Genomic DNA, 21,717 nt, shown 5'->3' on the forward strand with positions numbered 1-21,717 from the left:
GGTAAAGTGTCACGAGCTACAAGCTTGGGTCAGCTGTAGAAGACTTAAAATCTACAACCCATCCGTAGTGTTCCCCATGGTTGAAAACCAAAGCTATAGTAGGGGTTACCAACGTACTGACCATATCTTAAATCATATTGTTTAAAAAATATGTATGGAGTAAAAGCAGCTCCAACGAAAAATACGTCTTTAAAGAAAGAATAATTATAGGCTAATTGAGCCGCCACCACTAAATCAAGCAATCCTTTTCTTTTGTCTCTACCATTGGAACCCATGTAGTAATCAAACCAAATATAAGGTACAGGCTCTAAACCAGCTTCAATCATATGATTGCCCATTTTATAAAAAAGCTTTAATTGAATAGGGAAAAAAAGTGAGTAATCGTACTCTGCTGTCCATGGTGAAAAACCTATACCCAAAGCAACACCTAAATTGTCTTGAAAATATATAGATCCTTCATAATGAAGGGAGACAGCTCTTGAAACTCCTGGCAATTCAACAAAAACACTATTCTTCTTGCCTCTTACATTTTGAGAGAAACCACAAATTGCTATTGCTAAAAGAAAAGATATTAAAACTACCTTTTTAGGTATAATGGGTATCACTAAATTTCTCGTTTTTTTAATAGTAAAATTAACACCAGTGCAATAACCAGTCATATGCGAAGATCAAATCATGTTAATTCTCCAAACATCTTTCTACATAGAGGATTGAATCAATGAAAAGCTAACCACACCTAGATAACTGAAGCAGATTTTTTTAGTATATTATAAGGTCATTCTGTAGGAATCTAAAAATTCAAAGATACTTTTTTTTACTAATCATAGTTTGAGATATTTCATTCTAACGAAATTTTCTTAACGAAGTAATTGGGAATCTATAAAAGCTTAAACTACCTACCTTTAATTTTCCTTTTTTTATCTCGGTGTCTCTGGTTAGGGTTATACTTATCTTTCGCAGAATTAAAAGTAACATCTTTACCGCTATACTTTAGAATAAAGTAAAATACTAAACTAATCAAGCCAAAGTAGATATAGCCCCACGCATTAATTGTAACTGTTGTTGGGTCTTTGAGCAAAAGTTGGCCCTGAGCAGTGTCATACATATAACCATTAACATACAGGTTCAAAATCTTAAATATTATACCTATAGTAAGAAATAGTATTCCAGCAATCAATAAAACTGTCCTAGCCTGTTTATCTATTTTAGCCATACGTATAATTATAATTTGGTACTAATACAAAAGAAACATAAGAACAGTATATAACAAGGTTTTAGAGCTTTGTTATATCCATGAAAAGCCGTAATTGATAGCTATGATCGAATTCCCTTTTTACCGAGATCGTCATTCCCACGGAAGTGGGAATCTCCTCTTTAAGGATTCCCTTTCCTGCCTGTCGGCAGACAGGTTCAAGGGAATGACGTTCGAAGCCATCAGTTATACTAAAGGAGAAGAGTATCAGTATTAATTCAACTACTAGTATAGATCCCTACGGGATGACGATAGGAGATTATTCTTAGCACGAAAAGTCATTCCGTAGGAATCTAAGAAATCAAATCATTATTATTTGTTATTAATTCATCTTAGAAATCTGCTTCTATCGCAATCGTCATTACGAGGCGCTAGCCGTGGCAATCTCACAAATATGAACAAGATTGCTTCGTACCTCGCAATGACGATGAAGTTAAGAGATTTATTTAATTGAGTTAATGCTCCAAGCCTTCCCGAAGTAAATACTAGGCAGACACTTCTCTTAAGAGGAGTTAAATTAATGGAAGATAGATCCCTACGGGATGACGGTAGGAGATTATTCTTAGCACGAAAAGTCATTCCGGAGGAATCTAAGAAATCAAATCATTATTATTTGTTATTAATTCATCTTAGAAATGTGCTTCTATCGCAATCGTCATTGCGAGGCACTAGCCGTGGCAATCTCACAAATATGAACAAGATTGCTTCGTACCTCGCAATGACGATGAAGTTAAGAGATTTATTTAATTGAGTTAATGCTCCAAGCCTTCCCGAAGTAAATCCGGGACAGGCACTTCTCCAAGGAGGAGATGAATTGCTGAAGAATCGTAACTGCTACCTATAATCAAATTCCCTTTTTACCGCAATCGTCATTCCCATGGAAGTGGGAATCTCCTCTTTAAGGATTCCCTTTCCTGCCTGTCGGCAGACAGGTGCAAGGGAATAACGTTCGAAGCCATCAGTTATACTAAAGGAGAAGAGTATCAGTATTAATTCAACTACTAGTATAGATCCCTACGGGATGACGATAGGAGATTATTCTTAGCACGAAAAGTCATTCCGTAGGAATCTAAGAAATCAAATCATTATTATTTGTTATTAATTCATCTTATAAATCTGCTTCTATCGCAGTCGTCATTGCGAGGCGCTAGCCGTGGCAATCTCATGAATACGAACAAGATTGCTTCGTACCTCGCAATGACGATGAATTTAAGAGGTTTATTTAATGAGTTAATCCTCCCAATCTAACCCGGTAGAAATTGTTAGTGGTGTACTATCACATAGCTTAAATTATGCAGGAAGTTAAAGACCTATCACTTTCTCTTCATTTATTAAACAAAGTTTTTATTGGCTTTTACTTTTGTCAGAATTTCTTTTAAGGCTCTATACAGGTAATATCGTCTGCCATTATTTACTCCCTTTCCAAATGATATTCTTCGTTTTCCCTCGAGAAGAATGGAGCTTCCTCGGCTGCCAGGATAATTTAAGGCATTCTGTTTTTCACTCACGGTCGAGATCTCATCCCATGTGAATTTCTTGGCTAATCCAATTGAACCAAGTCCTGTAAATACCTTGCCCCCATGTTTGTCCAGGCTAAGTTCAACTTTACCCCAAATGGCCATAAGCGCTAAACTCCAAAATATAACCGATCCGATTAGAAAAGGAATTCCGAACAGTGACATAAAAGGATCAAATTCCCCTTTTATTATTTGCGATCCGTAAATTCCACCAATTGATCCTCCTGACCAGACCACCATAAATGGCACAAGAAAGAAAGCAATTGGAGACCTGGTGGTAGCTCCAATAACGATTTGGTTCATTTCATGCCTAATCCACGTTCCTTTCGGAGGATTGTTCAGGTCAAATCCATCAGAATTAATATTACCAAAGGCTTCAGATATTTTAAATATGTTATGACAGCTTTGGCATTGGGCTAAATCCGTTTGGATATTGATATGCTGGCTCTGAACATCTGTATTACAGTTCGGACATTTCATACTAAAAATTTTGAGTAAAAATTAAGCTAATATAATATTTACTTTATACATGTTTAAGCTCCGTTTATGAACAGAGTAACAGGCATATATTTTCGCTTTTCAGCTAGCTAAAAAACATTTGAATTTAGCCAAACTATGAACTTAGAAAATTAAAATATGAGATTATCTTTTCTTGGATTGTTGTCTGAACTACTTCAATTAAAGTCTGTCAACCCTCCCAACCTTCCCTAAGTAAATCCTAGGCAGGCACTTCTCCAAGGAGGAGAATATCAACGAAATAATGGTAATTAACATCCAAAATCAAATTCCCTTTTTACCGAGATCGTCATTGCAAGGCGCTAGCCGCGGCAATCTCACAAAGATGAACAAGATTGCTTCGTACCTCGCAATGACGATGAAGTTAAGAGATTTGTTTACTGAGTTAATCCTCCCAGCCTTCCCGAAGTAAATACGGGATAGGCACTTCTCCACGGGGGAGTTTTCCATAACACGCATTTTCTGTATATTCAGCATAAAATTGAGAGATCATGCAAAAGCTACTTATCGGATTGTTTTTTCTGAGCTGCACCACGCTAGCCACAGCACAAAAGCGCAGGCTTCCACAAAATATTTCAAGCTGGAGCAATAATGAATACGCACCCAAATTAACAGCAGACGGCCGCACCTTGCTCTACATGTCTGACTATACTGATTCCGGAGAACCTGAAATATTCATCAGCACTGCTATAGGAAATAATTGGAGTAAAGGGCAGAAGGTGGACATTCCTAATAAAAACATGATCCCTTTTGGTGCATACAACATCTCCTATGATGGTGAGCAGTTGATCTATGCTTCCAAGAAAAGTCCTGGAATTGGCGGTTATGATATTCGCTTTCAGCAAAAGGAAGGTAATAACAGCTGGGGACAATCTGTTAACCCAGGCAAGCCACTCAACTCTCCCTTAAACGAGATGGATCCTACCCTATCGGCAGATGGCAAAACATTGTATTTCAGCCGTTGTGAAACATTGGATCCTGATGGTGGAAATTGCAAAATCTACGCTGCCGAATTTTTGGGAGATGTTTACTGGAAAGAACCTGAGGAAATCAAACTGGATTTAGCCTCCTCCTCCTTTGTAAACCCAGTAATACTACCCGATAATAAAACGCTTTACTTCGCTGCCCTCAATAAAGAGGGGAATTACGACTTCTATATGAGCCGCAAGGAAGCTAATGGCTGGAGCAAGCCACTGCCTATGGATTTTCTGAATACGGATGCGCATGATCGTTACATTGGTGTTACTGCTTTGGGTGATGTAGCTTACATTCATGAAGAAGATGAGCGCGGCTATGATTTGTATATGGTTAAAGTACCGGAAGCATTTCAGCCGGCTAAAGTGTATTACCTGGAAGGTACAGTCACCAATCTACCAGCAAAAGCTTTGATAAAAGCCACAGATGTAGCAACAGATCAAGAATTGGTTCGGTTAATTCTCGACCCGGCAGATAAAACCTTTGGTATTTATATACCTGAAGGCCATCAGGTAGACTTTTCTATAGAAACCAAGGAATCAGGCTATGGCTATTATAGCGAGTATTTGGATTTGGAAGATTTAGGATCGTCTAAGAAGGTAGTGAAAGACATCCTGCTTCCTACTTTGGAGAGTGGGCAAGCCTATCCGGCAGCCATCGTATTTGAAGAAAATTCAGCAGACTTTGTTTCCGGAGCTGAGGAAGAGTTAGACCGATTGATCACCCTCATGAAACAAAACCGCGACTTTCATTTCAAGCTGGAGGTTTATCAAGCAAGTGTAACAGAATCAGATCAATATGCCGACAGCTTAACGGAGACACGTTATGATACACTTTTAGTTACAGCCAACAAAATGGATTCTATTTCAGAAAACACCACAGAAGTTTCAGCTACTGATAGCACAAGTTTTGAGTATACCCCTCTTGAAGAAATCGTGACTATTTACCATAACGACCTTAGCCAAAAACGAGCCGATGCCATTACCGCCTATTTATTGGATAAAGGGGTACCTGAGAGCATGTTTAGCACCAGTGGCAAAGGTGCAAATGCTGAGTTGAATTATTCTGATTTAGAAAGAGATAGAAATTATAAGGTGGTGTTTAGTCTGGAGTGATTCTGCTACAATCTCTCATTTCTATCTTCCAGAATCAGCTCATCATCCTGTCATCAGCTTTGAAAGCCCCACGCATATGGAGAATCCATTGTGATTCATTGAGTGGGGAAACACCTTTATAAGCTCTTGTCTTTTCTTCACTGAAACTTGTCTTTTCATATCCGTCTAGTGTGAGTTTAAGCCTTCCTTTACCAGAAGTAGTAGCATTAAATTGAATGGAGTAATCCATAGCTTCGGCTACAGCTACCCTTCCTTTCATACTAAAATACTCCCCCTCAAAAAGTGGAGATTCTATTTGTGCATGCATCTGATTTAGGTCACCCGAAATTGCTCCTAATAATTCCTGATGTGCTTTGATTTCAAAAGCATACATAGGTTCAAGCAAATCGGTACCAGCATTTTCCAAAGCTCGCATCACTCCCATTGGTGTGGCTAACAAAAAATCACCGGGATTGGAGTGGACTGTATGCTCTTCTCCAGCAAGCAAGGTGATCTTAATATCCGTTACTTCATAGCCATGAATACCCTGTTTGAGCGTCCACGGAATAGCTCGCTTCACTTCATTGATGTACTTATTGCTTACATCGCTGGTACGCACCGTATTCTCAAATTCAACACCACTGCCAGCTGGAGCAGGCTCTATCAGGAAAGTCATGATTGCCCAGCAAGGTTTAGGCATCCAGTAGCGCACATAGCCCTCAGCAGCTTTGGTAGGTGTTTCTTTGTAAATAACTTGAGGCTGAAGAAATTCAGCGGCAATTCCCCACCTTTCCTGCAGACTGTCTTTCAATACTTCCGTTTGGATGGGGCCTAATATCTTGATATGAAATTCGCGTTCTTCCTTAAACCATCTGAAGTCCAATACAGGATCTTCCATATGGAGTATTTCTAAAGCTTCCCCTAACTTCTGGTAGTCCTTATCCTCTAAAGGCTTCACTTCCACCCCTAATACCGCATGGCTTATAGGGGTAAAACCATCCGCTATTTTTGAAGTTCCTAAAACATCCCCTGCCTGAATAGCTTCCGAAGTGGTAACCAAGCCTATTTCTCCTGTTTGTAATTCTGTTACCTGTTCCAATCCGCTGGCCTCTGCTTTAAAAATCTGATTCACCTTAATCTCCCGTTCCAGCTGTTGTGAATAGATACTATCCTTTGTTTTAATAGTAGCTCCATAAGATTTGAGGTAGGATAACCTTCCTAATTTATCGTGATACTCTACTTTGAACACTCTGGCACTGATCTTTTCATAGCTTTGCCTGGCCTCGGGTACCTTTTGCTCCAGTTCTTGCAGCAAAGCTTCTATGCCAATGCCTAGCTTAGCACTTCCGAAAATGGCAGTTTGCAGCATTTGGTTTTTAATATAGGGAGTAGCCAGATGCTGGATTCTCTGCAAATCATCCGTTTGGCCACCAAGATAAGCTTCCATAAAAGCTTCATCACATTCTGCCAGATTTTCTAATGATTGCTCCAGGATGTAGGAATCAAAGCCCTTTGCCTCTGCCATTGGAATAAGTTCAACTTGCTCATGAGTAATTTTAGGAAGATTGATAGCAAACAATTTAGCGTCTAACTCCTTCTGGAAATCTGAAAATACCTGCTCAAGCTCTACTCCATCTCGGTCTATTTTGTTAAAGAAAATGATGACCGGAAGCTTCCGCTCTTTGAGACTCTCCCATAGATTTAAAGTATGCGCCTGCACGCCTTCTTTAGCGGAAACCACTAATATTACACCATCCAGAATAGACAGGGAGCGATCTACCTCTGCTGCAAAATCGAGGTGACCGGGCGTATCTACCAGTTGGAAGGTCGTGCCCTTCCATAAAAAATTTACAGAGGAAGCTTTTATGGATATCCCTCTACTTTTCTCCATTGCCAGTGCATCAGTTATGGCAGATCCTTTATCCACGCTTCCCAAGGCTTTTGTAGCTCCTGCCTGATGTAGCAGGCACTCGGTGAGAGAAGTCTTCCCTGCATCTACATGTGCTAGAATCCCTATCGTTAAAACTTTATTTTCTGCCATGAAGCCGTAAACTTATCATTTTGAATAGAAACTAAAACGGGATTGGGAATAATTGCAATTATAAACTCATAGTAAGGGTAAGGCAAAATAGGCTGCCACTAACAGTGCCGGAAAAGCCCGATAAAGCACAGGAATAAGCTGCTGTAAATCTAACCCTTTAGTTAAGCGCAAAATAATTAATATCAAGGTACAAAAGGTAATTGTACCTCCTCCGATTAACAACATGTTTAGCGCTCCAGGAAAATGATTGAGATAGAATAAAATTCCTATTGTAGTAATTGCTGTACCAATCCACAAAACTTTAGGCATAAGTACATGCCCTAACAAGTCGTTGAAATCTCTCTCCTTTTCTGATGGTTCAGATTGGCCATTAGGAAGCTGAGCAAATAAAAAGAATACCAAACCTAAGCCTGATATACTGATAGAATATAGCAGGTCGATTTTGGAACCTAATAGCTGCAATGCTATAGCAATAACCAGAATCCCCATCATTAGAAGCTCAGCTTTATTTAAAATTTTCTTCATAGTGCCTTAATTTCGTAAATAACAAACATAATAAATTTATTAGCTTGCTATCTAAACATTTCAGGAAACACTAATGTCAGACGGAAGAAATAGAAAAGATATCCAAATAGGAATAGAGGTGGAAGTTGTACAAAAGCAGGACCAAAGATCTGGTGACTTAACAAATGGCTTTGTGAAAAAGATATTAACCAAATCTTCATTCCATCCTCATGGTATTAAGGTAATGTTAGAAACTGGTGAAGTAGGCAGAGTAAAGGATATTGTTGAGGAAGAATAGACATAAAATCACTTAACAACCCCACAAAAAAAACTCATGATAACTAAATCATGAGCTTTTTAATTAAGCATTAAAAATTTGATTTTAACGCTTACTTATTTTGCCTGCCAAACAACCTCTTTGTGGTCGTTACCAGCTTGCAATACAATTCTTGTTGGGTTTGGTGCTAAAGCTAACGTTACCTTAGGGCTTTTAAAGTCATCAGCTTCAACTAATACGCCATGGCCAGGAGCTACCTCAAACGTGTCGCCATCAACTATGTATTCATCTGCCAGGTAAGCAATAGGAAGTAACACATCATTATCAGGACAGAATTCATCATGTACCTGAGCCAATGCATCTTCCATATATTCTCCATAATTTTCAATGAAGTCGTCTTCAGCATCATGAAGCTCCTCCTCAATTTTGTCATAGTCCTTATCAGCATAAGTAAGCTTGCTTAATGCAATCTTCTTTTTCACTAAATCTGTAAGGTCTTTGTCTAATTTCTTTATATCTACCATTTGATTTATATAAGGTTAAACCGTTTTCGAGCTGTAAAATTCCTGTAATTGCTTTGAACTTCCAAGCTTTCCTAACACTAATTAGGATAAGTTTCTCTTTTATTTCAATTACTAAGTAAAAGCCTTAATTTTGATACACAACATTAAAATAACTACTGAATAAATGGAGCAAGATTTTTTACCTATAAAAGGAACAGATTACATTGAATTTTATGTAGGCAATGCCAAGCAATCATGCATGTTTTATCAGACAGCTTTCGGCTTTGAATTGAAAGCTTATGCTGGTCCTGAAACTGGCGTGAGAGACCGAGTTTCTTATATGTTACAACAGGGCAAAATTCGTTTAGTACTTACCTCTGCATTAAAGCCTGACTCTCCTATCACCGAACATGTTACCAAGCATGGTGATGGTGTTAAAGTATTAGCCCTTTGGGTGGATGATGCTGAATTATCATACAAAGAAACTACCAGCCGTGGTGCTAAATCCCACACCGAACCAAAAGTTTTGGAAGATGAAAATGGTAAAGTAACTATTTCAAGTATTCATACTTATGGCGAGACAATCCATACTTTTGTAGATCGCTCTCAGTATGATGGTCCTTTCCTTCCTGGATTTGTAGAGAAGAAAAGTGAGCTTCCGGCTTCTCCAATTGGTTTGGAGTATGTTGACCATTGTGTTGGTAATGTAGGCTGGGGTGAAATGAATACATGGGTTGAGTTTTACGAAAAAGTGATGGGCTTCAGCCTCTTATTAACTTTCGATGACAAAGATATTTCTACTGACTACACTGCTTTAATGAGTAAGGTAGTATCCAATGGTAATGGTTATATTAAATTCCCTATCAATGAGCCTGCTGAGGGTAAAAAGAAATCGCAGATTGAAGAGTATATAGATTTCTATAATGGCGCAGGTGTACAGCATATAGCTATTGCCACAAAAGATATTTGCCAAACAGTTTCTGAAATGAAAAAACGAGGAGTCGAATTTCTTCATGTCCCTGAAAACTATTATGAAGATTTGCACGAACGTGTAGGCGAAATAGATGAAGACATCCAACCTTTAAAGGATTTGAATATTTTAGTAGATAGAGATGATGAAGGCTATCTGCTTCAGATATTTACAAAGCCGGTTCAGGACAGACCAACTGTTTTTTATGAAATAATCCAGAGAAAAGGCGCTAAGTCGTTCGGAAAAGGTAACTTCAAAGCATTATTTGAAGCAATTGAAAGAGAACAAGAACTTAGAGGAAACCTATAAAAAATTATTGCATAAGCCTTAAAAACTATGACTGCACAGGAAAGAGCTGATCAGTGGTTGCACAGTGCTGCCGTTGACGAACAAACCAAAGATACCATCAGGAAAATGCAAAGTGAGCAACCTGATGAATTTGAAGAATCTTTTTACAAAGATCTTGAATTCGGAACTGGTGGCCTAAGAGGAATTATGGGAGTTGGTAGTAACCGAATGAACAAATACACACTCGGTATGGCTACTCAGGGCTTAGCCAACTACCTCAACAAAACCTTTACTGATCATGGCATCTGTGTAGCCATAGCACATGATAGTAGAAACAACAGTGACGTTTTCTCTAAAACAGTTGCTGATGTTTTTACTGCCAATGGCATAAAAGTCTACTTTTTTGATGCTCTAAGACCTACACCGGAGCTTTCATTTGCCATCAGGTATTTGCAGGCTAAAAGCGGTGTGGTATTAACAGCATCTCATAACCCGAAGGAATATAATGGCTATAAGGCTTATTGGTCTGACGGTGCTCAAATGATTTACCCTCACGATGTAAATGTAATGGAAGAGGTTAAATCCATTAAATCAATTGATGACGTACAGTTCAACGGCAACGATGCACTATTAGAATACATTGGGGAAGATGTTGACAAAGCTTATTTAGAGGAGCTACAGAAAATATCCTTGTTCAAAGATGCCTCTGACAAGGATAAAGACATCAAAATAGTGTACTCTCCTATCCATGGAACAGGTGTTACTTTGGTACCTAAAGCACTGCACAATTACGGTTTCAATGAGCTTTACATAGTGGAAGAACAATCAAAACCTGATGGTAATTTTCCTACCGTAGTATATCCTAATCCTGAAGAAAAGGAAGCCATGAAACTGGCTTTAGCCAAAGCCAAGGAAATTGATGCGGATATAGTGATGGCTACCGATCCGGATGCAGACAGAGTAGGTATTGCTGTAAAAAACAATAAAAATGAGTGGGAGCTTTTAAATGGTAACCAAACGGGTTCCCTTCTTATATACTACCTACTTAGCCGATGGAACGACTTAGGTAAATTAGATGGCAACCAATTCATAGTGAAGACCATTGTTACCACTGAGCTCATTAAAAACATAGCTGATAGGTTTAAAGTCGAAAGTTATGACACCTTAACAGGCTTCAAACATATCGCAGGGCTCATCCGCGATTTAGAAGGTAAAAAGAAGTTTATAGGTGGTGGTGAAGAAAGTTATGGCTACTTAATTGATGACTTTGTAAGAGATAAAGATGCTGTAGCCTCAGCCGTTATGATTGCTGAGATGACAGCTTTTGCTAAATCTCAGGGTAAAACAGTTTACGAATACTTGTTAGAAGTTTACGAAAACTGCGGCCTTTACAGAGAAGAACTTGTGTCTATTACTAAGAAAGGAATTTCAGGAAGTGAGGAAATTCAGCAGATGATGACGAACTTCCGTGAAAACACTCCTAAAAGCCTTCATGGCATTGAAGTAGTAAGCTTGCGAGATTATCAGAAAGGACATGAGGTTGACCTAGAGAGTGGAAAGAAAACCACACTAGACTTTCCAAAATCAAATGTACTACAATTCTTCCTTGCAGATGGAAGTAAAGTATCAGCCAGACCTTCTGGCACAGAACCTAAAATCAAGTTCTATGTAAGTGTTAAAGGTGAGCTAAAAAATAAAGCCAATTTTGAAGAAAGCTTCAGCAAGTTAAAAGATAAGATTGAAGCTATTATTGATGACCTTAACGTAAGATAAGGTTTTGAAAATAGGGCTTATTTCAGACACTCACGGTCATTTAGAAGCTTCAGTAGCTAAGTACTTTAAAAATTGTGATGAAATATGGCATGCAGGTGATATTGGAGAGGGAAACATAATGGAATCCCTCTCCGAAATTGCCCCGGTTCAGGCGGTATTTGGCAATATCGATACACCGGCTGTCCAAAAGCAATATTCTGAAGACCTGATACTAGAGAGAGAAGGAAAGAAAATCCTGATGACGCATATAGCGGGTAAACCACCACGCTATAATCCTAGGGTCAAAAAGCTGATCAAAGAATTAAAGCCTGACATCTTTATTTGCGGTCACTCCCATATACTTCGTGTAATCCCTGACAAAGAAAATAATTGCTTATACATCAATCCCGGGGCTGCCGGGAAACAAGGTTTTCACCGCGAAAAGACAATCATCAGATTTGATATCAATTCAGGGAAAATAGAAAACATGGAAGTAATAGAGTTGGGTAAAAGAGGTGCTTCCTAAATCTGTCTAGGTAAAATTTGTTTCTTCAAGAACATTGTAAAAAGACTATCCATTCATTTCAATCAAATGGCTTTTCTCAAAACTTAAGAAAATCTGCTCACCAGCTTTATGAGCGTGCTCCGAATGGACCGTCCATTTCAGATTCTTTTCTAATTCACATACCACCTGGTAATAGCCACCCATAAACTTACAGGAAAGCACAGAGGCCTTCAAACTATTCTTTTGAGACTTAGTTCTTATTTTAAGGTGATAAGGCCTAAGGCCTATCAAGCCTTTTTTCGAATCAATATGAAAAGCATCGAGCAACTGCTCATTGAATACATTAATCTTTCCAAATAACTCAGCCGTTTCGAGATTATTGGGTTGTAAAAACACCTTTTCAGGCGTGTCAATCTGCTTTAAATTCATTTTAACAAGTACTCCCACTCTATCAGCCAATTGAAAGATTTCATCTGTTTGGTGCGTAATAAATACGATTGTAGTGGAAAGTTCTTGATTAGCTGCTCTTAAGGCATCAAATAAAGTAGACCTGTTCAGTTGATCGAGCTGGGTAAATGGCTCATCAAGTAATAAAACCTGTGGTTCCGTTGCCATAGCTCTGGCCATAGAAAGCCTTTGTTTTTCACCACCCGACAATTGTTCAACGGAGTAATCTAAAATTGTTTGTAATCTAAATATTTTGGTAAGCTGTTGAACTTTTTCCTCGGTAAAAGAATCATTAAAAGCTAAAAGGGCTTCGGTGAGATTCTCCAATACCGTCCTTCTATGGAGCAATTTAAAATCCTGCGCCATATATTTTATTTCCTCATGGCCGGGAACTAAATGATCAGCATAAGGTAAAATAGACTCTCCATCAAAATCTATATCTCCTGAATTAGCTCCTATTAAACCTCCCAACATTTTTAAAAGCGTAGATTTGCCAGCACCACTTCTACCTGTAATAGCTAATATTTCTCCACGATTTATGTCAAACGACACATCATCAAGAATAACAGTCTCATCAAAAGACTTGCTTAGTTCTGCTATTTTAAAAATCTTGGATTTAGGCATTGGCTCAGTCAGGTACCAACAAAAAAAGCGTCCTGTTAGTTATCAGGACGCTTTCAAAATTATGTTGTAAGAAGAAATTAGTCTTCTTTCTTATCTTCTTTATCTTCTGTCTTTTTTGGAGCAGCCTTTTTCTTAGGAGCAGCTTTCTTTGCTTTTGGAGCTTCCTCCTTTTTAGCTTCAGCTTTTTCCTCTTTGGCAGCTTCTTTTTTCGCAGCTGGCTTTTTCTTATCCGCTTTTGCAAATTCAGCTTTTACAGCTTCAATATCTACATTTTTGATCACAGGCTTCTGCTGCAATCTTTGGATTGAATCTACTCTCTTCTTAGCTGTTACTCTATTTTTTCTCGCTTTTCTTTTAAGACTTGTTCCTGCCATGGTTAATTCTTTATCAAAATTGGAATGCAAAGGTAAAATAAACCTTTAATTAATCAAACTATTAACACACACAAATAATGAGAATGTGATATATTAAATTACAATTTTTGATTATTTATAACATATCCTCATAACTTTGCGACAGTAAAATAATGCATCAATGAGTAAGCAAAAACCTTCATTACCAAAAGGAACAAGAGATTTCGGACCTGCAGAGATGAATAAAAGGCATTTCATTCTGGAAACTATAAAGAAAGTTTATCAGAAATATGGATACGCCCCTATTGAAACACCAGCTATGGAAAACCTAAGCGTTTTACAAGGCAAATATGGTGATGAAGGTGATCAATTACTTTTTAAAATATTAAACTCAGGAGACTTTCTTTCAAAAACTGAAAAGACAGACCTAAACAGCTCGAAGGATTTACTACCTAAGATAGCTGAGAAAGGTCTGCGTTACGATTTAACAGTTCCTTTTGCCCGCTTTGTGGTAATGAATCAGCATAATTTGAGTTTTCCTTTCAAGCGCTACCAAATTCAACCTGTTTGGCGTGCTGACAAACCTCAAAAAGGTCGCTACAGAGAGTTTTACCAATGTGATGCAGATGCCATCGGTACAGACTCTCTTTTATGTGAGGCAGAGATTGTGCTAATGATCAAAGAAGTCTTCACTTTACTTCAAGCTAAAAAAGCCAATAGCCTTGACTATAGCATTAAAATAAATAACCGTAAAATACTGAGTGGCTTGGTTGAAGCCATCGGGCAAAAAGGTAAAGAAACCGATTTTGCAGTAGCCATTGATAAGCTTGATAAAATCGGCATTGATAAAGTAAAAGAAGAACTGAGTTCTAAGGGTTTTGATCAGGCTGCTATCGATAAACTTGATCCTGTATTTGCTATTTCTGGAAATAACAGAGAAAAGTTGCAAGCCGTTAAATCAGTTCTTCAATCATCAGAAGTTGGATTGAAAGGCACAAATGAGCTTGAAGAAGTGCTCAATATACTTGATAGCTTCGGTATGGAAGTTCCTGAACTGGAACTGGATATTACCCTGGCAAGAGGTCTCTCCTATTACACGGGTGCTATTTTTGAAGTAAAACCCAATAACGTGAAAATGGGAAGCATCAGTGGTGGCGGTCGATACGATGGGCTTACTGATAACTTTGGCCTACCTAATGTTTCTGGCGTAGGTATTTCTTTTGGTGTAGACAGAATATATGATGTGCTGGAGGAATTGGATTTATATCCTGACAACAATATTACGAGCACAAAAGTACTGATTACCGCATTTGATCAGGATAGCTGGAATTATGGTTTAAAAGTACTTTCTAGTTTGAGAAATGCTGAAATTAAATCTGAAATATATCCTGAGCCGGTTAAGATTAAGAAGCAGATGAAATATGCCAACGATAAGCAAATACCTTTTGTAATTGTTATCGGTTCTGAAGAAATAAAAAGCGGTAAGCTTGCACTCAAAAACATGCAAGAAGGCACACAAGAGATGCTTTCTACAGATGAAATCATTAACTTTTTAAAATAAGCTATGTCCAATTTTTATAGCATAAGCCATGAAGCACTCACAATTGATTCAGTAGAGTCAATCATAAAAAGCAATAAGAAACTTCAACTGTCTGATGCTGCCAAGTCATCAATCCTTAAATGTCGCCAGTTTCTAGATGATCACATCAAAAATTCTGAAGCTCCTGTTTATGGTATTAACACTGGCTTTGGTTCTTTATATAGCAAAAACATTTCGCGTACCGACCTTGAGCAATTACAAACCAATCTGGTGATGTCCCATGCTTGTGGTACTGGTGCCAAGATAGATAAAAGCATTGTTAAAATTATGCTTTTGCTAAAGATACAATCATTAGCATACGGCCACAGTGGCGTTCAACTCACTACAGTTGAGCGTTTGATAGAATTCTTTAACAATGATATTTTACCGGTTATTTATGAAGCAGGCTCTTTAGGTGCTTCCGGTGATTTAGCTCCTTTGGCTCACCTCTCCCTGCCTCTATTAGGTAAAGGAGAAGTATACTTCAAAAATGAAAAAATCAGCGGTGAGGATTTGCTTTCTAAAATGAATTGGGAACCTATCCACCTTAGGTCAAAAGAGGGCTTAGCATTATTGAATGGCACCCAGTTTATGAATGCTTTTGCCACTCAAGCTTTGATAGATGGACGAAGAATTTTCAAATGGGCGAACTTTATTGGAGCCACTTCATTAGATGCTTTTGATGGTAGAATTGATCCTTTTGATGAGAAAATACATCAAATAAGAAAACAGAATGGGCAAATTGAAGTAGCTAAAGAAATTAGAAGCATTCTGGCCGATAGTCAAATCATTAAACAACCTAAGCGGCATGTACAGGATCCCTACAGTTTCAGATGTATCCCTCAGGTACATGGAGCCACTTTTGATGCGATAAAACATTGCGAAAATGTTATATCAGCAGAACTAGCAGGTGTCACTGATAATCCAAATATTTTCCCTGAAGAGGGAGAAATCATTTCAGGAGGTAACTTCCATGGTCAGCCTTTAGCCATCACGATGGATTTCCTCGCTATTGCCCTTGCCGAACTAGGTAATATTTCAGAAAGAAGAACCTATCAGCTTATTTCAGGCTTAAGGGGACTTCCCGATTTCCTAGTAATGAATCCTGGTTTAAATTCAGGATTAATGATTCCGCAATACAGCGCAGCAAGTTTAGTAAGCCAAAACAAACAATTGTGCACACCTGCATCTGTTGATAGTATTGTTTCATCAAATGGGCAGGAAGATCATGTAAGCATGGGAGCCAATTCTGCTACTAAATTGTATAAAATCGTTCATAACTTGTATCAGATTTTGGCTATTGAAATGATAACTGCTTCACAAGCACTTGATTTCAGAGAACCATCTAAATCGAGTAGTTCGATACAGGAAGTGCTTAATAATTTCAGGAAAGAAGTTCCGTTAATTAAGGAAGATCGTATTTTGCATGATGACATCATAAAAGCAGAAGATTTCCTTAAAAATTACTCTATTTGAGAAAGTTATTAATAACCATATTATTCACTTCATTAGTAAGCCTTTCGCTAAAAGCGCAAGACGGATTTTCAAGTGAAAATGGCTTATTTACAATTAATTACCTAAAAGGTTGTGCTGGAACCGAAGTAGTTGTTACCCCTCAAAGACCAGGAACAGTCTTTGTATGTTATGATGGAGACCCTACTAATCCTGAAAGTTCTGAAAACTTGGCTTGTTATAACGAAAGTGCAAATAATCCAGACGGAAGACTCATACACACATATGATCAACCCGGAATTTACAAAGTATTAATGTTTAAAGAGGATTCCCCAGATTTCCCAAGGGAGTTTGACAGTTTAACCGTAGAAATTATTGATCCGCAAGTACCCTCAATTTCTGCCATCAATTGCAATGATGACATAATCTTTGACCTTAATGGTTCTCAGGAGTCTTTCGATTTCTATTCAATAGATTTTGGAGATGGAAGTATGGTTGACGATTACAGCGTAAACAACTTTCCTCTAACACATACTTATGCTAACAACAATCAGCAATACACTGTAACTATAGATGGAAAATTTGATGATTCAGGTAATAATAATTGTAGCAATACAAATAATACATTTACAATAACCCCAGCAAATTTGAGCGAATCCGAAGCAATCATTTCTTCTCTTAGCATGATAGATGAATCATCATTTAGTATTGACTATGAACTGAACAACTATCAGAATTACAACCTGCAGTTAAAAGAAACTGCTAATGGAAACTATCAGGATATTTTATTTATTTCAGGAGAAACAACAGGTAGCTATACTTTTCAAAATCTATCATTAAATGAAAGCTTCTATTGTGCAAGAATCATAAGTGAAAGTGCCTGTAACAATAACACCCTAACTTCAAATGAGGCATGCACCATTTTGTTTGAAGGCGAAGCTCAGCAAGAAGGTAATTCACTTAATTGGAACTCCACTCAATTTCAAAGTTCTTCTCTCTTTAAAAATGGAACTGAAATACATTCAGGGCCAGCCCCTTACCTTGACGAGAATGTTTTATGCGGTCAAGATGATACTTATTTTGTTCAGGTAACTGATTCAAGCGGGTTAAACATACAATCCTTTGAACAAACTTTAACGGCATTAAGCGGAGATCCGGCATTATCCATCACTGAAATGGCTGTAACAACACTTAGTGATAATGAGGTACTTTTATCCTGGCTTGTTCCTCAAGGTATTGAACCAGAGAACTTTGTTGTTTATAAGAAGAGAAGTGCAGAAGAAGATTTCTTTTTACTGGATTCAGCTAAGCAAAATGAATATACAGATGTAGGCTTGGATTTTACAGTCAGAGAATTCTTTTACACTGTTACTTACACCAATAATTGCGGAGGCATAGCTGATGTAGTTATTGAGGCACAAAATATTGTATTAACAGCCAGTCAAGAGGGAAGCAATCTTACCTTAAACTGGAATGATTACACAGGTTATAGTGCTAATTTCAGCAATTACATAGTTCGCCAATACGATGAAAATATGAACCTTATCAACAGCTTTGATGTGCAATCAGAAACAAGCTTTGAACAAAACCTGGCTACTTCCGACATTCAAAAATATATCTATCAGGTAGAGGCTATTTCATCAAGCGGATTGATTTCTTACAGCAATGAACTTGCATTTAAAATCCCTGCTACTTTTTTCGTTCCCACCGCCTTCACTCCTAATAATGACGGTAGAAATGAGGAATTAAAAGTACTAGGTAAATTTATTGATAAAGTAGATTTCAAAGTTTTTAACAGATGGGGCAACCTGCTTTTCCAAACAACTACCCTTGATAAAGGTTGGGATGGATACTTAACTAATAGAGAAGCACCGGAAGGCACATACACCTACACACTAACTGTAATTGACCAATATGGTGAAGAATATAACAAAAACGGAACAGTAAATTTAATTAGATAGAAAGATATGTTTGACATGATGAAAATGATGGGCCAAATCAAAGATGTGCAAGCCAAAGTCAAAAAAGCACAAGAAGAATTGGTACACATCACTGCTGATGGAGAAGCTGGAGCAGGAATGGTAAAAGCAACAGTTAATGGGAAAAGACAGGTAATCAAAATTGATATTGATAACTCATTAATGAATGACAACGATAAAGAAATGATTCAAGACCTTACCGTTGCTGCCATCAATAAAGCGATGGAAGAGGTGGACATTTTGGCAAAAGATGCCATGAAAAAAGCTACAGATGGCGTATTACCTAACATTCCTGGTATGGATCTGGGTGGTATGTTTAACGCCTAACAAGGAACTAAGTGAATAGTACGGTTGCAGTAGTCATCCTCAATTATAATGGCAGAAATTATCTGGAGCAATTTCTGCCATCTGTTATTGAACATAGTCATCCTCATCAAATTATCATTGCCGATAATGCCTCAACCGATGATTCTGTTGCATTCCTTAAAGAAAACTATCCATTACTCACCTTAATTGAACTTGCAGAAAATACCGGCTATGCGGGTGGCTATAACAGAGCTTTAAAGCATGTTGAAGCCGATTATTTTGTTTTGCTTAACTCAGATGTAGAGGTCACTCCTAGCTGGATTGATCCTGTAATTGAATACATGCAAGCGGACGAACAAATTATTGCGTGCCAACCCAAAGTAAAATCGTATCACAAGAAAGACTATTTTGAATATGCAGGTGCCGCGGGTGGGTTTATAGATTATTTAGGCTATCCATTTTGCAGAGGGCGCATATTCTCTACCCTAGAAAAAGACGAAGGCCAATATGATAATAGCCAAGAAGTGTTCTGGGCTACAGGTGCTTGTTTATTTGTGAAATCAAAAGCTTTCTTTGAATTGGGTATGCTAGATGAAAGCTTTTTTGCACACATGGAGGAAATCGATTTCTGCTGGCGCGCAAAAAATAAAGGATATAAAATAGCTTACTGCAGTAATAGTATAGTTTACCATGTAGGCGGTGGTACTTTACAAGCTGAAAGTCCTTTTAAAACCTACCTTAATTTCAGGAATAACCTTTTAATGCTCTATAAAAATTTGAGTATTGCTGAGTTTCCTGCCATCTACAAACTTAGACGCTGGCTCGATTTCATGGCGGCTTTCCAATTATTTCTACAAGGAAAGGCAAAGAATGCTAAAGCTGTCTATACTGCACATAGGGATTTCAAAAGCATGAGGTTGAAATATTCCACTACAGACAAACTTGGCTTATCACATGCTCAGATATATTCCAAATCAATTGTTAGAGAATACTTTGCCAAAAAGTATAGAAAATTTAGTGAGCTGAATTTCTAACAACAAAATAATAGATAATTTTTACTATTATTATTCCTTAAACTTTTTGCTCACTAAACCACCACAGAACCATGGTGCAATTCAAAGGCTCTAAACCTGATAATAAAATCCCTCAATGGCTAGAAACTATTCAGGAAAACTCGTGGGAAGCTGAATTACTCCTTTCAGCTGTGCTGTTATTCGGTTTGATTCAAACTCCAATATTTCTTGACACATGGACGCGTGAGTTCTTTGCCTGGAATGATGGCTACCTTAAAACGCTATTGGAAAATATCAATAGAGGTTTAGAAATTCTAAGAATAGGCTTCATATTCCATATTATTGTAAGAGCTATGTGGATTGCCCAAGTTGGCTTCAGTTATGTATATCCCTCCGGTATAAAAGTAGACGCATTAAAATTTAAAGGAAGATTTAGAAAAGAGCTAAGCAAAGTTGATTCAAGTGTTCAAAGTATAATGTTCCTTGAGCGACTGGCCAGTACAATATTCGCTATTTCCTTTTCTCTATTTGGACTGCTGCTAGGAATAGTGGCATGGGCTTCTCCATTTTTAGGTTTTGCTTTATTAATAGAAAATCCAGATATACATACAGCGGTTAAAGGGATTTTGATCTTTTTAATGTTGTCCTATCTGTTTTTATCATTCTTGGTATTTATAGATTTTGTAACTAATGGATTGCTAAGAAGAGGTAGAAGAAGAGCTAAATACTTTTATCATATCTCTTGGTTCTTCCGAATTTTCACGCTTTCATTTCTTTACAGAAAAACACTTCTAACAATAGTTTCTAATACAAAGGGTTATAAAAAATACGTAATAACAATAGGCCTTCTTCTAATTGTTGTATTCAGTGATAATTTAACTGATATGGTTCCCGACCACTACTTTGATAACTACAGAGAAAACCTGAAAATGGGTTTCACTCAAAACGCCAATTATGAATCGAAAAGAAGTGTTTCCGATGTGATGGTAGCTACTGTTCAATCCGATATTATAGACAATAATGTGATTAGCCTTTTTATTAAAGACATTTCTCTTTTTGGAAAGTTTGACTGGAAAGAAGATGAAAAAGATACTTCTAAGATTAAGTTTACTACTTCTTTGAAAGATGAAGTATTTAATATTAAAACAGAAAATTTAAATGAGGTATTAAATATTTATGTTGATTCTGTTCAGTGTCAAGAGTTAAATTGGAATAGTACGGTTCATCCTAAAACTTATGACAAAGGCTATATCGCTTACATTAATTTAGATACGCTACCAGCTAAACTTTACAACCTCATTATAAAAGTGAAAGAAGAGGAAGATGATAAGCCTATTGAAAAAGACTCTACCATTGCATTTATCCCTTTTTATTTAAATAAATAATTTATTAAGCCAGATTAGAATTAGGGCTATAAGTGCAGGAAGTGCCTGAACAATAAATATTTTCTTCGAAGCTGTTATAGCTCCATATATCCCTGCGACCGCAACACAGGCCAGAAAGAATGTAGCCACATTAACTGACCATTCTTCGTCATGGATAAAAAACGACCAAATTAAACCAGCAGCCAGAAAACCATTATATAAACCTTGATTAGCTGCCAGCGCTACTGTTTTAGGAAACAAGTCTTTGGGAAACGACCTGAAAATCTTAGGACCTTTGGTAGTCCACGCAAACATCTCAAACCATAAAAAATATAAGTGAAGGACTGCGATAATGCCTATTAGAATGTTTGCTACAATTACCATGTGGATTCTTTATTAGCAAAAT

The 21,717-nt window shown here is 37.5% G+C and carries 20 protein-coding genes; 11 read left to right on the forward strand and 9 right to left on the reverse strand.

Annotated features, from left to right (window positions below; genetic code table 11):
- Positions 1–44: 44 nt before the first annotated feature.
- From JKP34_RS12780 to JKP34_RS12790, 3 genes are all read right to left on the reverse strand, one after another.
- Positions 45–659, reverse strand: coding sequence for a hypothetical protein (locus JKP34_RS12780; protein WP_201922056.1), 615 nt, complete (start codon positions 657–659; stop codon positions 45–47).
- Between the two features lie 233 nt (positions 660–892).
- Positions 893–1,213 (reverse strand): hypothetical protein, encoded by a 321-nt coding sequence (locus JKP34_RS12785; protein WP_201922060.1) that lies wholly within the window; start codon positions 1,211–1,213, stop codon positions 893–895.
- A 1,370-nt stretch (positions 1,214–2,583) separates the two neighbouring features.
- Positions 2,584–3,249 (reverse strand): hypothetical protein, encoded by a 666-nt coding sequence (locus JKP34_RS12790; protein ID WP_201922063.1) that lies wholly within the window; start codon positions 3,247–3,249, stop codon positions 2,584–2,586.
- 527 nt (positions 3,250–3,776) lie between these two features.
- On the opposite strand from JKP34_RS12790, the gene JKP34_RS12795 reads away from it, so the two are divergent.
- The gene (locus JKP34_RS12795) at positions 3,777–5,375 is read left to right on the forward strand and encodes an OmpA family protein (RefSeq protein WP_201922066.1); all 1,599 of its coding nucleotides are present in this window, start codon (positions 3,777–3,779) and stop codon (positions 5,373–5,375) included.
- A gap of 34 nt (positions 5,376–5,409) precedes the next feature.
- Here JKP34_RS12795 and JKP34_RS12800 read toward each other — a convergent pair whose 3' ends face one another.
- Together JKP34_RS12800 and JKP34_RS12805 are read right to left on the reverse strand one after the other, a co-directional pair.
- Positions 5,410–7,395 (reverse strand): elongation factor G, encoded by a 1,986-nt coding sequence (locus JKP34_RS12800; protein WP_201922069.1) that lies wholly within the window; start codon positions 7,393–7,395, stop codon positions 5,410–5,412.
- A gap of 66 nt (positions 7,396–7,461) precedes the next feature.
- Positions 7,462–7,920, reverse strand: coding sequence for a hypothetical protein (locus JKP34_RS12805; protein WP_201922072.1), 459 nt, complete (start codon positions 7,918–7,920; stop codon positions 7,462–7,464).
- Between the two features lie 73 nt (positions 7,921–7,993).
- Here JKP34_RS12805 and JKP34_RS12810 point away from each other — a divergent pair, with 73 nt between their 5' ends.
- Positions 7,994–8,197, forward strand: coding sequence for a YwbE family protein (locus JKP34_RS12810; protein ID WP_201922075.1), 204 nt, complete (start codon positions 7,994–7,996; stop codon positions 8,195–8,197).
- Between the two features lie 95 nt (positions 8,198–8,292).
- Here JKP34_RS12810 and JKP34_RS12815 read toward each other — a convergent pair whose 3' ends face one another.
- Positions 8,293–8,700: a hypothetical protein gene (locus JKP34_RS12815; protein WP_201922078.1), complete on the reverse strand. Its 408-nt coding sequence runs from the start codon at positions 8,698–8,700 to the stop codon at positions 8,293–8,295.
- 163 nt (positions 8,701–8,863) lie between these two features.
- Here JKP34_RS12815 and hppD point away from each other — a divergent pair, with 163 nt between their 5' ends.
- From hppD to JKP34_RS12830, 3 genes are read left to right on the forward strand one after another with little or no spacing between them, the layout of a single operon-like run.
- The gene (gene hppD / locus JKP34_RS12820; RefSeq protein ID WP_201922081.1) at positions 8,864–9,958 is read left to right on the forward strand and encodes a 4-hydroxyphenylpyruvate dioxygenase; all 1,095 of its coding nucleotides are present in this window, start codon (positions 8,864–8,866) and stop codon (positions 9,956–9,958) included.
- A 27-nt stretch (positions 9,959–9,985) separates the two neighbouring features.
- Positions 9,986–11,710 carry a phospho-sugar mutase gene (locus tag JKP34_RS12825; RefSeq protein ID WP_201922083.1) on the forward strand — a complete coding sequence of 575 codons (1,725 nt, stop codon included), beginning with the start codon at positions 9,986–9,988 and terminating at the stop codon, positions 11,708–11,710.
- 4 nt (positions 11,711–11,714) lie between these two features.
- Positions 11,715–12,215, forward strand: a complete 501-nt coding sequence (locus tag JKP34_RS12830; protein WP_201922087.1) for a metallophosphoesterase family protein — start codon at positions 11,715–11,717, stop codon at positions 12,213–12,215.
- A gap of 45 nt (positions 12,216–12,260) precedes the next feature.
- Here the strand turns inward: JKP34_RS12830 and JKP34_RS12835 are convergent, their stop codons facing one another.
- Entirely contained in the window at positions 12,261–13,265 is a 1,005-nt protein-coding gene (locus JKP34_RS12835; protein ID WP_201922090.1) for an ABC transporter ATP-binding protein, read from the reverse strand.
- A gap of 77 nt (positions 13,266–13,342) precedes the next feature.
- The gene (locus tag JKP34_RS12840; protein ID WP_201922901.1) at positions 13,343–13,639 is read right to left on the reverse strand and encodes a hypothetical protein; all 297 of its coding nucleotides are present in this window, start codon (positions 13,637–13,639) and stop codon (positions 13,343–13,345) included.
- A gap of 160 nt (positions 13,640–13,799) precedes the next feature.
- Here JKP34_RS12840 and hisS point away from each other — a divergent pair, with 160 nt between their 5' ends.
- The 6 genes from hisS (at position 13,800) to JKP34_RS12870 (ending at position 21,332) form a co-directional block, all read left to right on the forward strand.
- Positions 13,800–15,179 (forward strand): histidine--tRNA ligase, encoded by a 1,380-nt coding sequence (gene hisS, locus JKP34_RS12845; RefSeq protein ID WP_201922093.1) that lies wholly within the window; start codon positions 13,800–13,802, stop codon positions 15,177–15,179.
- A gap of 3 nt (positions 15,180–15,182) precedes the next feature.
- Positions 15,183–16,673, forward strand: a complete 1,491-nt coding sequence (gene hutH, locus JKP34_RS12850) for a histidine ammonia-lyase (protein ID WP_201922096.1) — start codon at positions 15,183–15,185, stop codon at positions 16,671–16,673.
- Positions 16,670–18,610 carry a T9SS type B sorting domain-containing protein gene (locus tag JKP34_RS12855; RefSeq protein ID WP_201922100.1) on the forward strand — a complete coding sequence of 647 codons (1,941 nt, stop codon included), beginning with the start codon at positions 16,670–16,672 and terminating at the stop codon, positions 18,608–18,610. Before hutH ends, JKP34_RS12855 begins: the two co-directional genes overlap by 4 nt.
- Positions 18,611–18,616: 6 nt before the next feature.
- Positions 18,617–18,955 carry a YbaB/EbfC family nucleoid-associated protein gene (locus JKP34_RS12860; RefSeq protein WP_201922103.1) on the forward strand — a complete coding sequence of 113 codons (339 nt, stop codon included), beginning with the start codon at positions 18,617–18,619 and terminating at the stop codon, positions 18,953–18,955.
- An 11-nt stretch (positions 18,956–18,966) separates the two neighbouring features.
- Positions 18,967–19,968, forward strand: coding sequence for a glycosyltransferase family 2 protein (locus tag JKP34_RS12865; RefSeq protein ID WP_201922106.1), 1,002 nt, complete (start codon positions 18,967–18,969; stop codon positions 19,966–19,968).
- A gap of 71 nt (positions 19,969–20,039) precedes the next feature.
- Complete coding sequence (locus tag JKP34_RS12870; RefSeq protein ID WP_201922108.1) at positions 20,040–21,332, forward strand: hypothetical protein; 1,293 nt, start codon at positions 20,040–20,042, stop codon at positions 21,330–21,332.
- Here the strand turns inward: JKP34_RS12870 and JKP34_RS12875 are convergent.
- Positions 21,321–21,695 carry a DUF1304 domain-containing protein gene (locus tag JKP34_RS12875; protein ID WP_201922111.1) on the reverse strand — a complete coding sequence of 125 codons (375 nt, stop codon included), beginning with the start codon at positions 21,693–21,695 and terminating at the stop codon, positions 21,321–21,323. The two genes, JKP34_RS12870 and JKP34_RS12875, sit on opposite strands and share 12 nt — an antisense overlap.
- Positions 21,696–21,717 lie beyond the last annotated feature (22 nt).

The organism is Marivirga atlantica (assembly GCF_016734805.1).
Taxonomy (GTDB): Bacteria; Bacteroidota; Bacteroidia; order Cytophagales; family Cyclobacteriaceae; genus Marivirga; species Marivirga atlantica.

Bases quoted from the DNA above. Each gene is read 5' to 3' on its own strand.
- JKP34_RS12785 (WP_201922060.1), bottom strand. From the start codon at position 1,213: ATGGCTAAAATAGATAAACAGGCTAGGACAGTTTTATTGATTGCTGGA.
- JKP34_RS12860 (WP_201922103.1), top strand. From the start codon at position 18,617: ATGTTTGACATGATGAAAATGATGGGCCAAATCAAAGATGTGCAAGCC.
- JKP34_RS12835 (WP_201922090.1), bottom strand. From the start codon at position 13,265: ATGCCTAAATCCAAGATTTTTAAAATAGCAGAACTAAGCAAGTCTTTT.
- JKP34_RS12790 (WP_201922063.1), bottom strand. From the start codon at position 3,249: ATGAAATGTCCGAACTGTAATACAGATGTTCAGAGCCAGCATATCAAT.
- JKP34_RS12795 (WP_201922066.1), top strand. From the start codon at position 3,777: ATGCAAAAGCTACTTATCGGATTGTTTTTTCTGAGCTGCACCACGCTA.
- JKP34_RS12870 (WP_201922108.1), top strand. From the start codon at position 20,040: ATGGTGCAATTCAAAGGCTCTAAACCTGATAATAAAATCCCTCAATGG.
- hisS (WP_201922093.1), top strand. From the start codon at position 13,800: ATGAGTAAGCAAAAACCTTCATTACCAAAAGGAACAAGAGATTTCGGA.
- JKP34_RS12815 (WP_201922078.1), bottom strand. From the start codon at position 8,700: ATGGTAGATATAAAGAAATTAGACAAAGACCTTACAGATTTAGTGAAA.
- JKP34_RS12840 (WP_201922901.1), bottom strand. From the start codon at position 13,639: ATGGCAGGAACAAGTCTTAAAAGAAAAGCGAGAAAAAATAGAGTAACA.
- JKP34_RS12825 (WP_201922083.1), top strand. From the start codon at position 9,986: ATGACTGCACAGGAAAGAGCTGATCAGTGGTTGCACAGTGCTGCCGTT.
- JKP34_RS12810 (WP_201922075.1), top strand. From the start codon at position 7,994: ATGTCAGACGGAAGAAATAGAAAAGATATCCAAATAGGAATAGAGGTG.
- JKP34_RS12875 (WP_201922111.1), bottom strand. From the start codon at position 21,695: ATGGTAATTGTAGCAAACATTCTAATAGGCATTATCGCAGTCCTTCAC.
- hutH (WP_201922096.1), top strand. From the start codon at position 15,183: ATGTCCAATTTTTATAGCATAAGCCATGAAGCACTCACAATTGATTCA.
- JKP34_RS12805 (WP_201922072.1), bottom strand. From the start codon at position 7,920: ATGAAGAAAATTTTAAATAAAGCTGAGCTTCTAATGATGGGGATTCTG.
- hppD (WP_201922081.1), top strand. From the start codon at position 8,864: ATGGAGCAAGATTTTTTACCTATAAAAGGAACAGATTACATTGAATTT.
- JKP34_RS12780 (WP_201922056.1), bottom strand. From the start codon at position 659: ATGACTGGTTATTGCACTGGTGTTAATTTTACTATTAAAAAAACGAGA.
- JKP34_RS12800 (WP_201922069.1), bottom strand. From the start codon at position 7,395: ATGGCAGAAAATAAAGTTTTAACGATAGGGATTCTAGCACATGTAGAT.